This window comes from Intrasporangium sp. (genome assembly GCF_036566125.1).
Lineage (GTDB): Bacteria > Actinomycetota > Actinomycetes > Actinomycetales > Dermatophilaceae > Intrasporangium.
The window spans coordinates 1-12,107 of sequence record NZ_DATCWX010000171.1 but is presented as its reverse complement, the minus strand read 5'-3'; the positions used below and the strand labels follow the sequence as shown (position 1 = coordinate 12,107).

The 12,107-nt window shown below is 69.8% G+C and carries 15 protein-coding genes; 9 read left to right on the top strand and 6 right to left on the bottom strand.

What is annotated here, in order from left to right; translation table 11 throughout:
- The first annotated feature begins 250 nt into the window (after nucleotides 1-250).
- Complete coding sequence (locus VIR15_RS10475) at nucleotides 251-928, top strand: alpha/beta fold hydrolase (RefSeq protein WP_331927420.1); 678 nt, start codon at nucleotides 251-253, stop codon at nucleotides 926-928.
- A 208-nt stretch (nucleotides 929-1,136) separates the two neighbouring features.
- On the opposite strand, the gene VIR15_RS10470 is transcribed toward VIR15_RS10475, so the two are convergent.
- The 3 genes from VIR15_RS10470 to VIR15_RS10460 all read right to left on the bottom strand — a co-directional run bounded on the left by VIR15_RS10470 (nucleotide 1,137) and on the right by VIR15_RS10460 (nucleotide 2,701).
- Nucleotides 1,137-1,385, bottom strand: coding sequence for a DUF2630 family protein (locus VIR15_RS10470; protein WP_331927419.1), 249 nt, complete (start codon nucleotides 1,383-1,385; stop codon nucleotides 1,137-1,139).
- A 135-nt stretch (nucleotides 1,386-1,520) separates the two neighbouring features.
- A complete protein-coding gene (locus VIR15_RS10465) occupies nucleotides 1,521-2,216 on the bottom strand; it encodes a zf-HC2 domain-containing protein (RefSeq protein ID WP_331927418.1) in 696 nt (231 codons plus the stop codon).
- Complete coding sequence (locus VIR15_RS10460; protein ID WP_331927417.1) at nucleotides 2,213-2,701, bottom strand: sigma-70 family RNA polymerase sigma factor; 489 nt, start codon at nucleotides 2,699-2,701, stop codon at nucleotides 2,213-2,215. Before VIR15_RS10460 ends, VIR15_RS10465 begins: the two co-directional genes overlap by 4 nt.
- A 96-nt stretch (nucleotides 2,702-2,797) precedes the next feature.
- On the opposite strand from VIR15_RS10460, the gene VIR15_RS10455 reads away from it, so the two are divergent.
- Nucleotides 2,798-3,289, top strand: coding sequence for a COG4315 family predicted lipoprotein (locus VIR15_RS10455; RefSeq protein ID WP_331927416.1), 492 nt, complete (start codon nucleotides 2,798-2,800; stop codon nucleotides 3,287-3,289).
- A gap of 24 nt (nucleotides 3,290-3,313) precedes the next feature.
- A complete protein-coding gene (locus VIR15_RS10450) occupies nucleotides 3,314-4,156 on the top strand; it encodes a uracil-DNA glycosylase (RefSeq protein WP_331927415.1) in 843 nt (280 codons plus the stop codon).
- A 20-nt stretch (nucleotides 4,157-4,176) separates the two neighbouring features.
- Here the strand turns inward: VIR15_RS10450 and VIR15_RS10445 are convergent, their stop codons facing one another.
- Nucleotides 4,177-4,329, bottom strand: a complete 153-nt coding sequence (locus tag VIR15_RS10445) for a hypothetical protein (protein ID WP_331927414.1) — start codon at nucleotides 4,327-4,329, stop codon at nucleotides 4,177-4,179.
- Between the two features lie 375 nt (nucleotides 4,330-4,704).
- On the opposite strand from VIR15_RS10445, the gene VIR15_RS10440 reads away from it, so the two are divergent.
- The 3 genes from VIR15_RS10440 (at nucleotide 4,705) to VIR15_RS10430 (ending at nucleotide 8,190) form a co-directional block, all read left to right on the top strand.
- On the top strand, nucleotides 4,705-5,334 hold the full coding sequence (locus tag VIR15_RS10440; protein WP_331927413.1) for a TetR/AcrR family transcriptional regulator: 630 nt from the start codon (nucleotides 4,705-4,707) through the stop codon (nucleotides 5,332-5,334).
- Between the two features lie 77 nt (nucleotides 5,335-5,411).
- Nucleotides 5,412-7,733, top strand: a complete 2,322-nt coding sequence (locus tag VIR15_RS10435) for an MMPL family transporter (RefSeq protein ID WP_331927412.1) — start codon at nucleotides 5,412-5,414, stop codon at nucleotides 7,731-7,733.
- 40 nt (nucleotides 7,734-7,773) lie between these two features.
- Nucleotides 7,774-8,190, top strand: coding sequence for a DnaJ family domain-containing protein (locus VIR15_RS10430; RefSeq protein WP_331927422.1), 417 nt, complete (start codon nucleotides 7,774-7,776; stop codon nucleotides 8,188-8,190).
- Nucleotides 8,191-8,247: 57 nt separating this feature from the next.
- Here the strand turns inward: VIR15_RS10430 and VIR15_RS10425 are convergent, their stop codons facing one another.
- Entirely contained in the window at nucleotides 8,248-9,066 is an 819-nt protein-coding gene (locus VIR15_RS10425) for an HAD-IIA family hydrolase (protein ID WP_414654953.1), read from the bottom strand.
- Between the two features lie 70 nt (nucleotides 9,067-9,136).
- On the opposite strand from VIR15_RS10425, the gene VIR15_RS10420 reads away from it, so the two are divergent.
- From VIR15_RS10420 to VIR15_RS10410, 3 genes are all read left to right on the top strand, one after another.
- Complete coding sequence (locus VIR15_RS10420; protein ID WP_331927410.1) at nucleotides 9,137-9,526, top strand: VOC family protein; 390 nt, start codon at nucleotides 9,137-9,139, stop codon at nucleotides 9,524-9,526.
- 113 nt (nucleotides 9,527-9,639) lie between these two features.
- A complete protein-coding gene (locus VIR15_RS10415; RefSeq protein WP_331927409.1) occupies nucleotides 9,640-10,017 on the top strand; it encodes a YciI family protein in 378 nt (125 codons plus the stop codon).
- 19 nt (nucleotides 10,018-10,036) lie between these two features.
- A complete protein-coding gene (locus VIR15_RS10410) occupies nucleotides 10,037-11,281 on the top strand; it encodes an RNA polymerase sigma factor (protein WP_331927421.1) in 1,245 nt (414 codons plus the stop codon).
- A gap of 67 nt (nucleotides 11,282-11,348) precedes the next feature.
- Here the strand turns inward: VIR15_RS10410 and VIR15_RS10405 are convergent.
- The coding region (locus VIR15_RS10405) for a hypothetical protein (RefSeq protein ID WP_331927408.1) at nucleotides 11,349-12,107 on the bottom strand (759 nt) is incomplete at its 5' end.

Below are 12,107 nucleotides of genomic sequence, written 5' to 3'. Positions count from 1 at the left end.
AGGAGGCGATGCGGTCGGCCATCTCGACGATCCGGGGTCGCAGGCCGATAGCGTCCATGAAGAGCAGGACCCCTGGGAACGATGCGTCCTCGTCGACGCGTGGAGGGCGGCCGAGCCAGGCCTCGACGGTCCCATCCGGGGTCCTCACCTCGATCATCACGTTTGCGACCCTAGCCCGGCCGATGCCCGGACGTTCGGCCCATCGTTATTACCGTCGCCCGTAGGTCACGACTCGCCTAGCATGTTGACAGTGACCACATTCGTTCTCGTGCCTGGGGCTGGTGGGGCAGCCTGGTACTGGCACCGCGTCGTCCCGCTCCTCGTCGAGGCCGGTCACGAGGCCATTGCCCTCCACCTGCCGGCCGACGACCCGGCGGGCGGCCTGCCCGAATACGCGCGCCTCATCTCCGAGGCCGTCGGCCCACGGTCCGACGTCGTCCTCGTCGCCCAGTCCCTCGGTGGGTTCTCCGCGACGCAGGCGGCGGCCTCGGGTGAACACCCCGGGCTGCGCGCGTTGGTCTTCGTCAACGCGATGATCCCGGAGCCCGGTGAGACGGCCGGCGATTGGTGGGGGCACGTCGACCAGGAGAAGGCCATGCGGGTGGCCGCCGAGGCCGGTGGCTGGGCGGTGGAGTTCGATCTGGATACCTACTTCACGCATGACGTACCGCCCGAGGTCCTCGCGTCCGGAGCCGAGCACCAGCGGGACGAGACCGACACCGTCTTCGCGGCACCGTGCGCCTTCTCCGAGTGGCCGCCCATCACCATCCGCGTCGTTGCCGGCCGGGACGACCGCTTCTTCCCGGTGGCGTTCCAACAGTGCCTTGCGCGCAAGCGACTCGGGATCGAAGCGGATGTCCTCCCGGGGGGTCATCTCATGGCGCTCTCCCGGCCGGCCGAGCTAGCTGACTACCTGGTCTCGGTCTGATCGCCCTCGTGTAACGATTCGCGAGAAATCGGCGATGGACAGGTATCAGGGTGGAGGACACGAGCTCTGGGCAGACGAGGGGATAGTGGGCGCGGGACCGGGGGGCTGGTCCCGCGCCCGCACTCGTTCCTCAGACACCGAACGGTTCCGGGTCGTCTGGCCGCCAGAGCACGCCGACTGAGCGCCGCCGAGACCGCTCCAGCCGGCCTCAGCCGATGTACCCCTCGACGGTCTTGGGATCGCGGACCTGGGCCTCGTCCGGGTTCTCCCCGAACTCGCGCTTGGCCCGCCGCTGACGCAAGAGGTCCCAGCACTGGTCGAGCTCGACCTCGAGCTGACCGAGCCGCGCGCGTTCCTCTTCAGCCTCGATACGGCCAGCCTGGAGCGCGCTTCTCAGCCGGTGCTCCTCGTCGATGAGTGACGTGATCCGGTGCTGGATGTCCAAGTCCTTCGCCATTCACCCACCTTCGCACGCTGTATGCCAGAACGGGAGGGCTCCGAGTCAGGAGCTCGAACCATGCCAAGCACGAGGTCACCATCGACGCCGGTACCGGCGCGGCGGCCAAGCACGAGACCGACTGACCGGTCGGCCTCAGGTCTTGGCAGTGGCGATGACATCTCCGGCGCGGGTGCGAACCTCGATGGACCGGATCTGGTCCGGCCGCAAGGCCGTCGCCCCGGTGACCCTGGAGTAGCCGGACTCCGTGCCGAGCCACGAGCCAGCAGGCAACTCACGCCCATTGGCATCGACGACGTAGACGACGATCTCCTCCCCGACGGGCATGTCCTGGCAGGCGAGGTTGAGCTGGGTGCCCCAACCGCGCTCCACGAGGTCGACCCCGACCTTGGCGGACGAGCCGGCCGCGGTGGCCGTGTAGTGCTCCGCCACCGGCGGCGGGTTGAGCAGCCCCGGGCCAAACCCCGCCCCGGCGCCGAACACCCCGACAGCGGCCGCTGCGGCCGCGGCGGCGAACCAGGACCGTCGTCGCCGGCGCCGACGCCGAGCCGCATCGAGAAGGTCAGCCAGACCGGTGCTGGAAGACCCGGCCACGCTCGCGGCAGCAGCTGTCTCTGGAGCGAGCTCGGCGGCATACGGCACCTGGGTCTGTGTGTCGACGAGCGAGAGCAGCCTCGGCAACCCGGACACCTGGCCGAGCTCCTGCTGGCATGCCGCGCACGCGCGCAGGTGCTCCGTGAACGCACGGTGGTCATCGTCGGACAGGCCTCCGAGGACGTAGGCGCCGAGGAGCTGATGCAGCTGCTCGTGCTGGTTCTGGTCGAAGGTCATCGGGTCACCCCCATCTCGTCCAGGATGACGCGCAGGCTGCGCACGGCGTAGAAGGCGCGGGACTTCACGGTGCCCTCGGGCACCCCCACCCGGCTGGCGGTCTCGGCCACCGAGAGCCTTTCGTAGTAGAGACAGCTGACGACCTCGCGGTGGGTGGGCTGCAGCCGCGCGAGCGCCTCCTCGACGAGCACCTGGTCGAGGGCCCGGTCGATGGCAGACTCGGTCTCGGGCAGGTCAATGAGGCGGGCCTGCTGCGGCCGACGCCCGGCGGCGCGGTGCTGGTCGACGATGAGGTGTCTGGCCGTGGTGATGAGGTAGGCGCGGAGGTTGTCGGCCTCGGGAGCCTGGCGCCAGACGCGCAAGATCGTCTCCTGCACGATGTCGTCCACCCGGTCGGCGTCAGTCGTTGCTCGCCACACGACCCGCCGGAGCATCGGGCCGTGCTCGCGATAAATCGCCTCGACGGCGTCGTCGTCGAGTGGCATCTGACCAACCTCCCTCGGCACTGCTGTCCTCGGAGACGTCCCGGGGAGCGCCCCGGTTCATCGAACCGGCTCACGCGGCCTGACGTCCCCCGGTGTATGAACCGCCGTCATGCGTCCATCATGCTCGCGGCGCTGGCCTTCGCCACCACGCTCGGTGCCTGTGGCTCCTCCGATCCCAAGACGCCCGTCGCGCCCCAATCCGCAGTGACCGAGCTGACGTTGGGGGCAACCTCGCTCGGGCAGGTCGTCACCGACGCCAACGGGCGCACGCTGTACGTGTTCACGAAGGACATGCCGGGCTCAATGACCAGTGCGTGCACGGGCGACTGCCTCGCCCTGTGGCCGCCGGCGTTCTCGGGCACGACTGCACCGAAGGCGACCGGGGTCACGGGGACGATCGGCACCATCGACGTCTCGGGGAAGAAGCAGGTCACACTCGACGGGTGGCCGCTGCACTACTACGCGCAGGATGTGGCCGCAGGCGACGTCGATGGCCAAGGGGTCGATGGCGAGTGGTACGTGCTCGGCGCCACCGGCACACCGGTGAAGAGGATGCCGGACAACGGCTCGGGCGGGTTCGGCTACTGACGATGGGGCTGGCAGAGTCGGGCCATGACGACCGAGCGGCTGGACCCGCACCCGATGACGGGCAAGCTCTTCCCGTCGCCTGTGCCTCCGGGGACAGGGTGGCCCGGCGATCCCGCCGCGCCAGACACTCCCGTGGCGCGCACTGCCGCCCAGGTACAACAGCTCGCGGGTGACGCAAGCAGCCTGGCGCAGCTTGATGCGCGGGTGTCGGTCTGCCGTGCGTGTCCGCGACTGGTCGCGTGGCGAGAGTCTGTTGCGACCCAGGGGCGCCGGGCGTCTTTCGCCGACCAGCCCTACTGGGGTCGCCCGGGACCGTCGTTCGGGGACCCCGAGGCTGACGTGCTGATCGTCGGGCTCGCGCCGGCGGCGAACGGAACCAACCGCACCGGTCGGATGTTCACCGGCGACCGCTCGGGCGACTGGCTCTACGCGGCCCTCCACCGAGCCGGGTATGCCTCCCAGCCGACGTCTGTCGGTGCAGGGGATGGATTGGAGCTCAAGGGAATCCGGATCATCGCTACGGTAAGGTGCGCGCCGCCCGCCAACCGGCCCACGACGGAGGAAAAGGCCACGTGCTCCGGCTGGCTCGACCGCGACCTCGAGCTGACCGCAGTCTCGCCAACCGGTCTGCGAGCGATGCTCGCCCTGGGCTCGATCGGCTGGGACGCGGCGCTCGGCGCAGCCCGGCGTCTCGGGTGGCAGGTGCCGCGGCCCAAGGCGCGCTTCGGCCACGGCGCGGAGGCGGTCCTTCGCCGCCCGGACGGCCAGGAGGTCCGGCTCCTCGGCAGCTATCACGTCAGCCAGCAGAACACCTTCACCGGCAAGCTCACGGAGGCGATGCTCGACGACGTGCTCACCCGCCTCTGAGCGCAGCCGCGGTCTCCGCGTCACCTCAGCGCGAGGAGCCCGATCTTCCCCACGACCGCGCTGGCGGCGACGTCGGGTCGCTGGCGCACTGATTCCCACGCGGCGCGCATCCCGTCGTTGTAGTCGATGTCATCGAGGACCAGGAGGGCCCCTGGCGCGGCCGATCGGGACACCTGCTCGACGTAGCCCTCCGTGGCGCGCCTTGGTGGTTGCCGTCGATGATGGCATAGTCCCACGTGGCTTCGGCCAGCGTCGGCGCCAAGGTCTCGGCGAACCGGCCGACCACGACGCGTGCGTTGTCGATCTGGGCCAGCCGCCACGTCTCCTCCGCCCGGCTGGCCAGGTCCGCATAGGCCTCCAGTGTGGTCACCGCACGTCCGGTGAGAGGTGGTCCCTGGCGATCCGCTGAAGGGCCTCACCCAGCCGCTGCGCCTGCGGTTCCCCCAGACTGTGCAGGTGTCGTGCCTGCTCGGCGACCGAACCTCCGAGAGACGCACGAACTCGCTGCCCAAAGAGAAAGATTGCTCATTGGGCAACGATGTGTGACCATGACTGTCGTGACCGAACTGGGACTGCGGGAAGCGAAGCGTCGAGCCACCGCTCACGCGCTGGCGCGGGCTGCATTCGACCTCGCCGTCGAGCGTGGGGTCGACGACTTCACCATCGACGACGTCGCGACGCGGGCGGGCTACTCGCGCCGCACCTTCGCAAACCACTTCTCCTGCAAGGAGGAGGCGATCACCGGCCTCGCGGTCGAGCGGCTCCGGGAAGGGCTCGAGACCCTGCCGCCGATGCCCGAGGACACGCCCCTGCTCGACTGGCTCATGGCGCTCGCGCGCCACCAGCTCTCCGGCGGGATGCTGGGCCTCCTCCAGCAGCTGCGCCAGCTCGCGCAGGAACACCACGGTCTCGAGCCCTATCTCGCCGACGTTCAGCTCCAGATCCGGCGGATGGCCCAGGGTGCCGTGGCCGCGCGAGCCGGGTCGAATGTCTCCCGGCTCTCCAGCCACATTCTGGTGGGAGCCGCCTTCGGTGCGCTGATGTCGGTGCTCGACGGTCGGGTCCCGATCCGCCTCCCGGGCGACCCGCAGCCGACATCCGATGACGGCAACGGCGACGCGGTCACGGTCGACGAGTTCCTCACGACGGTCTTCACGCACCTTCGCCGCGGCTTCTGACCGCTGCTTCCATCCCAACCACCTGTTCACCGCCGCGGCCGACCGGCCGCCATGTCCGCCTATCCGAAAGGACCTCCATGTCCCTCTTGCTCTACCGCGTCGGCCGGACCGCGTACCGGCGCCCCTGGGCGTTCATCGCGATGTGGCTCGTGCTGCTGGGTGGAGTCGTTGGCCTTGCCGCGGCCAACGGCGGCGTGAAGATCTCGTCGAGCATCACCATCGACGGGACGGAGAGCCAGGACGTCACCGACCGACTTCGCTCCGAGCTTCCGCAAGCCGCGGGTGGGCAGGGCACGATCGTCTTCACGGTCCCCGAAGGTGAGCGCCTCGACACCGACGCCCGGGCGAGCGGAATCGGTGAGGCGGCCGCGTCGATCGCGCAGCTGCCGATCGTCGTGGACCGCACCCCGCAGTCGACGAAGGCGAACACGTCGCCAAGTGCACCGGGGAGCGGAAGCGAGCCCAGCGGCATAGGGCCCCTTGTCATCAATGGAAAACCCGTGCCCGGCGTCGTCGTCTCGCAGGACGGCTCGGTCGCCATGCTGCAGATCCAGTTCACCGAGCAGGTGCAGGATCTGCCCGACGGCTCCGTGGAGCAGGTCACCAGCCTCGCCGGGGCAGCCACGAAGGGAACGGGGGTCGACGTGCTGACCACCGAGTCGCTCAAGCCGCACGCGGCCCCGATCGGTGGCCACGAGGCGATCGGCCTCGGCGTCGCAGCGCTCGTCCTGTTGCTCACCCTTGGCTCGCTGCGCGCGGCGGGGCTGCCGCTTCTGACGGCCCTGACCGGCGTGGGGATCGGGCTTGGGGGCGCCTTCGCTCTCTCGCAGACCATCACCCTGACGACCGCGACGCCCGTGCTCGCGCTCATGGTCGGGCTCGCGGTCGGGATCGACTACGCCCTGTTCATCGTCAACCGGCAGCGTCGGCTCATCCTCACCCAAGGCCTCAGCGCGGAGGAAGCGACGAGCCGATCCATCGGCACCGCCGGGAGTGCCGTCCTGTTCGCCGGTCTCACTGTCGTCATCGCGCTGACGGGGCTCACCCTCATCGGGATCTCCTTCCTCACGACCATGGCGCTCGTCGCCGCCGTCACCGTCGTGCTCGCGGTCCTCGTCGCGCTGACGCTGCTGCCCGCCATGCTCGGCCTCGTCGGGGAGCGGATCGCAAGCGCAAAGGCTAGGGCCAAGGGGACGAACCTCACCGTCGAGGAGCACCGTCACTTCGCCCACCGCTGGTCCGGCGCCGTCGTCCGGCACCGGTGGCTCGCCATCCTCGGCGTCGTCGCCGTCCTCGGCGCCGCTGCGATTCCGGTCACCTCCATGGCGCTCGGCATGCCGAATGGGGCCACTGCGAATCTCGACACCGATGAGCGCCGCGCCTACGACGCCATCACCCGGGGCTTCGGCGAGGGCTACAACGCGCCGCTCGTCGTCGTGGCAACGCCCGACGAAGGCAACCGGCTCGGCCAGGAGGACATCGGTCGGATCGCGGCCGGCCTGACGGACACCCCGGACGTCGACACCGTCAGCGTCATCGGCGCCGATCCCGACGGCGGCACGGCGATCTTCACGGTCATCCCGACCGAGGGCCCCGACGCCGCGTCGACCGCGGCGCTCGTCGACACGCTGCGCGCGTCCGGGGCCGCAGTGACGCACGACGAGGGTGTCACGCTCGGCGTGACCGGCCTGACCGCCGTCAACCTCGACATCTCCGAGAAACTTGCCGACGTCCTCCCCCTCTACATCGGCATCGTCGTCGCTTTGTCCCTCGTCGTGCTGCTGCTCGTCTTCCGCTCCGTCGTCGTTCCCATCAAGGCGACACTCGGCTTCCTGCTCAGCATCGGAGCGACCTTCGGCCTGATGACGGCGATCTTCCAGTGGGGGTGGCTCAAGGACGTCTTCGGCTTCGACACGACTGGCCCGATCCTCAGCTTCCTGCCGATCATGGTCACCGGGATCCTTTACGGCTTGGCGATGGACTACGAGATGTTCCTCGTCAGCTCGATGCGCGAGGCGCACGTCCACGGCCATCGGGGACGCCATGCCATCGTCCACGGGTTCGACCAGGCGAGCCGGGTCGTCGTGGCCGCCGCCGTCATCATGGTCTCGGTCTTCGCGGGCTTCATCTTCAGCAGCGACCCGACGATCAAGCAGTTCGGCCTCGCGCTCGCGGTCGGGATCCTCATCGACGCGTTCCTCGTCCGGATGACCCTCGTGCCGGCCGTCATGGCGGTGCTCGGCGAGGCTGCGTGGTGGCTGCCGCGTCGGCTGGCGGCCCTGCTGCCCAACCTCGACGTCGAGGGCGACCTTCTCAAGCGCCACCTCCAGGAGTCTGCCGCCACGCCCTCCGCCGCAGACTCGGTCGACCACCCCAGCTCGCCCGAGCCGGTGCACTGACCTCGGCGTAGTCGGCGGCGGGCGGAGTTAGCGTGGAGTCATATCGCAACCGCCTCACTACGAGAGCGCTGTCGAGAAGGCGATCCGGGAGGCCCAGGGGCGCGGCGACTTCGACAACCTCCCCGGCGCCGGCAAGCCGCTCGACCTGCACGACGCGAACGACCCGGACTGGTGGATCAAGCGCTACGCCGCCCGGGAGAACCTCGACCTGGGCGGGGCGCTCCCGGGCGCGCTAGCGCTGGGCAAGGAGGCCGCGACCTACCCGGACTCCCTCATGGAGGTGGCGACGGAGCAGAACGTCCGGGAGAACATCGAGGACTACAACCGGCGGGAGCTCGCCGATCGCCTCCGGCCCGCCGTGGGGAAGCCACTACCCATGCTCGCCAAGACCGCGCCGGTGAATCCAACTGAGCCCGAACGTCCTTGGTGGCGGCGGGTACTGCCCACTCTACGGTGAGGGTGGCGGCGCGGACTGCACACCCGACGAGGAGCCGGCTCAGCGGCATACGGCAACTCAGTTTGTGTCTGTGTCTGGGTGTTTGTGGTCGACGAAGCGGATGAGGTCGGCGACGGAGTCGACGATCCGGCTGGGACGGTAGGGGAACGTCTCGACCTGCTCGCGGCGCGTCGACCCCGTCAGGACGAGGACGGTGCGCAGCCCGGCCTCGAGCCCCGAGATGATGTCGGTGTCCATCCGGTCGCCGACCATGATGGTCGTCTCGGAGTGGGCGTCGATCCGGTTGAGCGCGCTGCGCATCATGAGCGGGTTCGGCTTGCCGACGTAGTAGGGCTGGCGTCCGGTCGCCGTCGAGATGAGTGCGGCGACCGAGCCCGTGGCGGGCAGGGTCCCGAAGGGGCTCGGACCACTCGGGTCGGGGTTGGTCGCGATGAAACGGGCGCCGTTCTCGATGAGGCGGATCGCGCGGGTGATCGACTCGAACGAGTAGGTCCGCGTCTCGCCGAGCACGACGTAGTCGGGATGGCGGTCGGTCATGACGAAGCCGACGTCGTGCATCGCGGTGAGCAACCCCGCCTCCCCGACGACGTAGGCGCTGCCCCCCGGTCGCTGGTCGGCCAGGAACTTGGCGGTCGCCAGTGCCGAGGTCCAGAGCGACTCCTCGGGGACGTCGATGCCGCTGGCGGCCAGCCGGGCGCGCAGGTCGCGGGGGGTGAAGATCGAGTTGTTCGTCAGGACGAGAAAGTGCTTGCCCGAGGCGCGAAGAGCCGCGACGAACTCCTGGGCGCCGGGGATCGCCTGCTCCTCGTGGACGAGCACGCCGTCCATGTCGGTCAGCCACGTGTCCACCGGTCGATGCTCGCTCATGTCGGCCATTGTGCTGGACGATGGCCTGACAGCGGCGGACGAACGGTCGCCGGGGATCGGCTGATGAGGTGGATGTGACGTGACTGGTCAGACTTCAGGTGGCCTGGTGCAGGTCGCCCAGCGCGCCGAGGACCTGGGCCGTGCCTCGGCGTTCTACGCGGACCTGCTCGGGGCCAAGCCGCTTGCGACCTTCGACCCGCCCGGCCTCGTCTTCTTCGACCTCGGTGGGGTGCGGCTCCTCCTCGACAAGGGTGCTCCGAGCTCGCTCGTGTACCTCAGGGTCGCCGATATCGAGGCGACGCTGAGGCGGCTCCGCGAGCGCGGCATCGAGGTCGTCGGGGAGCCGCACGTCATCTTCACGCACGAGGACGCCACTCTCGGCCCGGCGGGCACCGACGAGTGGATGGCCTTCGTCACGGATTCGGAGGGCAACACCGTCGGCCTCGTCGAGCAGCGTGCCCGCACCTGAGTTGGCGGCATCCGGCGGCTGTCGATTTCCCATCGTGCCGTTCGTGTAGCAGGTGAGACGTCCACAACCGGCGTCCGTCACTGAGTCAACGTGAGTACCGAAAGGACACGACGATGAAGACGTATCTGCTCAGCCTGTTCACCCCCAGCGTGGCGCCGCCCGAGGACCTTGACCTCGGCCCGATCATGGCGGAGATCGAGCGGGTCAACGACGAGATCCGGGCCGCGGGCGGCTGGGTCTTCGCCGGCGGCCTGGGCGACCTCGGTTCGGCCACGACCGTGACCGTCGGAGCAAACGGATCGCCGCTGTTGACCGACGGGCCCTATGCCGAGGTCAGGGAGCACCTCGGCGGCCTGTCCATCGTCCGCTCGGACGACTACGACCGCGTGCTCCGCTGGGCGGAACGGATCGCGAGCGCGACCGGCTTCCCGGTGGAGGTTCGCCCGTTCGTCGATGAGCACGACCCGGGGCAACAGCCCACGACCCAGTGAGCGGGACGGTCTGCACGGGATGACGGTCACGTCCGACGACATCGCGCGGATCTTCCGCGAGGAGCACGGGCGGGCCGTCTCCGTCCTCATCCGCGTCCTCGGCGACATCGACCTTGCCGAGGACGCGGTGCAGGACGCCTTCACGGTTGCCGTCGAGCGGTGGCCCCGGGACGGGTTGCCGCCCAGCCCGGCCGGCTGGATCATCACGACGGCTCGAAACCGGGCCAGAGACCGACTGCGCCGGGAAGCGACACGAGCCCAGCGGCATACGGAATCGCTTTTGCTCCACGCGCCCGACGACACGCTCCACGAAACGTGGGAGGAGGGGCCAGTGCGCGATGACCGGCTCCGCCTCATCTTCACGTGCTGCCACCCGGCGCTGTCGCGCGAGGCCCAGGTGGCGCTGACGCTGCGGCTGCTCGGTGGCCTCTCGACGCCCGAGATCGCGCGCTCATTCCTCGTGCCCGAGCCGACCATGGCGCAGCGAATCGTCCGCGCCAAGAAGAAGATCCGCGATGCCGGCATCCCCTACCGCGTGCCGCGGGACGCGGACCTGCCGGACCGGCTGGCTTCTGTGCTGGCGGTGCTCTACCTCGTCTTCACCGAGGGGCACTCGGCGACGGCGGGCACCGACCTCGTGCGCACCGACCTCTGCGCCGAGGCGATCCGGCTCGGCCGCGTCCTCGTCGAGCTCATGCCCGACGAACCGGAGGCGATGGGGCTGCTCGCGCTCATGCTGCTCACGGAGGCGCGGCGGGCGGCGCGGACCAATGCGCAGGGAGAGGTCATCCTCCTTGCGGAGCAGGACCGGTCGCTCTGGGACCAGGCGCTCATTGCCGAGGGGCATCGGCTGGTTCGCCAGTGTCTCCGGCGAGGCGCTCCAGGGCCGTATCAGCTCCAGGCCGCCATCAATGCCGTCCACACCGAGGCGCCCCGTGCGACCGATACCGACTGGCCGCAGGTGGTTGCGCTGTACGACCAGCTCATGACCATCGCGCCGACGCCGATCGCGGCGCTCAACCGAGCCGTGGCGGTTGCTGAGGTAGAGGGCCCCGCGCGAGCGCTAGAGCTCGTCGATGAGCTCGAAGGCAAGGGACTGGCCGGTTACGACGGCTACCACGTGGCGCGTGCCGAGCTCCTGCGGCGCCTCGGCCGCCGCGCCGAGGCGGCCCGGGCGTATGAGCGAGCGCTCCAGCTCACTGACAACGAGGTGGAGCGCGCGCACCTGCGCAAGCGCCTCTCCGGAGTCGGCGCGGGGACGTGAGTGTCGGAGCCGCGTTGACGCGCGGCCCAGGTCAGGCGTTCGCGTCGGGCACCAGCTCGCGCGCGGCTCAGAGCCAGCTGGGCGGGGTGGGCACGATGACCCCCATCACGTTGTCCAGTCCACCGACCTGTCCAAGGGGGATGACCGGGCCCGTTCCGGCGAGCTGGGTCAGCCGAAGGCACTCGACGCCGCTGCACCACCTGGGCGGCACCCCGCCCTGCTCCTCACGCACCGCCATGAACAGGGTGCTGGCCATGATCCGGCCCTCGCGGGTGTTGCGCACGGTGGGGTCCTGGTAGACCACGACCGTCGGCGCGTCGGTCCGGGGGTCGTGCGCCGTGGCGGTGGCGGCCATGGCCGCGTACTGCATCCGGGTGGCCTGGTGCTCGCCTATGTCGGCGCGCCACGCCAGCACTCCGCCGACGGCGAGCACAGCGAGCAACACCGTGGCGACGCGGTCAACTGGTAGGGGGCGGTCGGTCGGGATGCGAACGGGGAGTCGCCTGCGACCGATGAGCAGGAGCGTGACAGGCAGTACTGCGAACAACCACGTCCAGAGCTGGCCCCGGGCCTCCGTGACGACGCCGGTCGCGAGGGTCTGCGCCGCGTCCAGAGCGTAGGCGACGGCGAAGGCCAGCAGGAGGCGCTGCAGGCGTGGACGGATGGTGGGATCGCGCCAACCGATGACGATCCCGACGAGACCCACGAGCACGGCCCACCACTGGGCGGCCCACAAGGCCCCGGTGGCTTCGAGCCAGCGCCCGGTGTTGACTCCGAAGGCGTCGAGCGAGGTCAGCGGGTTGGGGCGGCGCCACAGGGCAAGCTT

Bases quoted from the DNA above. Each gene is read 5' to 3' on its own strand.
- VIR15_RS10470 (WP_331927419.1), bottom strand. From the start codon at position 1,385: ATGGCGAAGGACTTGGACATCCAGCACCGGATCACGTCACTCATCGAC.
- VIR15_RS10465 (WP_331927418.1), bottom strand. From the start codon at position 2,216: ATGACCTTCGACCAGAACCAGCACGAGCAGCTGCATCAGCTCCTCGGC.
- VIR15_RS10460 (WP_331927417.1), bottom strand. From the start codon at position 2,701: ATGCCACTCGACGACGACGCCGTCGAGGCGATTTATCGCGAGCACGGC.
- VIR15_RS10455 (WP_331927416.1), top strand. From the start codon at position 2,798: ATGAACCGCCGTCATGCGTCCATCATGCTCGCGGCGCTGGCCTTCGCC.
- VIR15_RS10450 (WP_331927415.1), top strand. From the start codon at position 3,314: ATGACGACCGAGCGGCTGGACCCGCACCCGATGACGGGCAAGCTCTTC.
- VIR15_RS10440 (WP_331927413.1), top strand. From the start codon at position 4,705: ATGACTGTCGTGACCGAACTGGGACTGCGGGAAGCGAAGCGTCGAGCC.
- VIR15_RS10435 (WP_331927412.1), top strand. From the start codon at position 5,412: ATGTCCCTCTTGCTCTACCGCGTCGGCCGGACCGCGTACCGGCGCCCC.
- VIR15_RS10425 (WP_414654953.1), bottom strand. From the start codon at position 9,066: ATGGCCGACATGAGCGAGCATCGACCGGTGGACACGTGGCTGACCGAC.
- VIR15_RS10415 (WP_331927409.1), top strand. From the start codon at position 9,640: ATGAAGACGTATCTGCTCAGCCTGTTCACCCCCAGCGTGGCGCCGCCC.
- VIR15_RS10410 (WP_331927421.1), top strand. From the start codon at position 10,037: ATGACGGTCACGTCCGACGACATCGCGCGGATCTTCCGCGAGGAGCAC.